Origin of the sequence: Nocardiopsis sp. TNDT3, assembly GCF_003427465.1 — a bacterium.
GTDB classification, from domain to species: Bacteria; Actinomycetota; Actinomycetes; order Streptosporangiales; family Streptosporangiaceae; genus Nocardiopsis; species Nocardiopsis dassonvillei.
In genome coordinates, this window is sequence record NZ_QPFC01000866.1 from 1 (window position 1) to 1460 (window position 1460).

Annotated in this window: 1 protein-coding gene; it reads left to right on the forward strand. The window is 71.8% G+C overall.

Annotated elements, in window-relative coordinates; all coding sequences use genetic code 11:
- Nucleotides 1–234 precede the first annotated feature (234 nt).
- Entirely contained in the window at nt 235–1389 is a 1155-nt protein-coding gene (locus DQW06_RS20770) for a Gfo/Idh/MocA family protein (protein ID WP_117199132.1), read from the forward strand.
- Nucleotides 1390–1460 lie beyond the last annotated feature (71 nt).

Below are 1460 nucleotides of genomic sequence, written 5' to 3' on the forward strand. Positions count from 1 at the left end.
GGCAGGCCCCCTGCGGAAGGGGCGGGCGCGCCCCCGCCGGGGCGGACCGCGCCGGTGCCGCTGCCGAAGGGATGGCGGGTGTCGCCGACGTGGGTCCCGGGGCCCACGGTCCGCCTCGCGGGGGCCGGTGTCGAAGCGCTTCGCGTCGTGGCAGGTCCGGGGCCCCTCTGGTGCGCGGGGGTGTTTTTGCCGTAGGCTGGAAAGCGCTTTCATACGGAAAGGTGGTAACAACCCATGGGTGATCACGTGCTGGGTGTCGCCATGAACGGCGTCACCGGACGCATGGGGTACAGGCAGCACCTGACCCGGTCTGTCCTGGCCATCCGGGAGGCGGGCGGCGTACGCCTGCCCGACGGCTCCCGGATCATTCCCGAGCCCGTCCTGGTCGGACGCTCCGAGCACAAGCTGCGCGAGATCGCCGAACGCCACGGAATCGAGCGCTGGTCCACCGACCTGGACGGTGTGCTCTCCGACGACGACATCACGGTCTACTTCGACTCGCAGATCACACACGCCCGCGAGGCCGCCGTGCGCGCGGCCATCGCCGCGGGCAAGCACGTCTACGTCGAGAAGCCCACCGCCAGCACGCTCAGCGCCGCCCTGGAGCTGGCCAAACTGGCCCGCGACGCGGGCGTGCGCAACGGCGTGGTCCAGGACAAGCTCTTCCTGCCCGGCCTGCTCAAACTGCGCAGGCTGGTCGAGAGCGGCTTCTTCGGCCGGATCCTGTCGGTGCGCGGCGAGTTCGGCTACTGGGTCTTCGAGGGCGACTGGCAGCCCGCCCAGCGCCCCAGCTGGAACTACCGCGCCGAGGAGGGCGGCGGCATGGTGCTGGACATGTTCCCGCACTGGCACTACATCCTGGAGCACCTGTTCGGCCCGGTGCGCGCGGTCACCGCCAAGGTGGCCACCCACATCCCGCGCCGCTGGGACGAGGAGGGACGGCCCTACGAGGCCACGGCCGACGACTCCGCCTACGGCATCTTCGAGCTGGACGGCGGCGTCATCGCCCAGATCAACTCCTCCTGGAACGTGCGCGTGGCCCGCGACGAACTCGTGGAGTTCCAGGTCGACGGCACCCACGGCAGCGCCGTGGCGGGGCTGCGCTCCTGCCGCGCCCAGCACCGCTCGGCCACGCCCAAGGCGGTCTGGAACCCCGACCTGGAGGACCCGGGGCGCTACCGGGAGCAGTGGGAGCCGGTGCCCGACAACACCGAGTTCCCCAACGGGTTCCGCGCCCAGTGGGAGGACTTCCTGCGCCACGTGGTCCTGGACACCCCCTTCCCGCACGACCTGCTCTCGGGCGCGCGCGGCCTCCAGATGGCCGAGGCCGGACTCCAGTCGGCGCGCACCGGCCGCACGATCGAACTGGACGAGGTCACCCTCGCATGAGCACACTCCTGCTACCCGCCGCCGACGGCACCGCCGCCCCCTACACCCTGAGCGGCACCCCCGTCGACGCC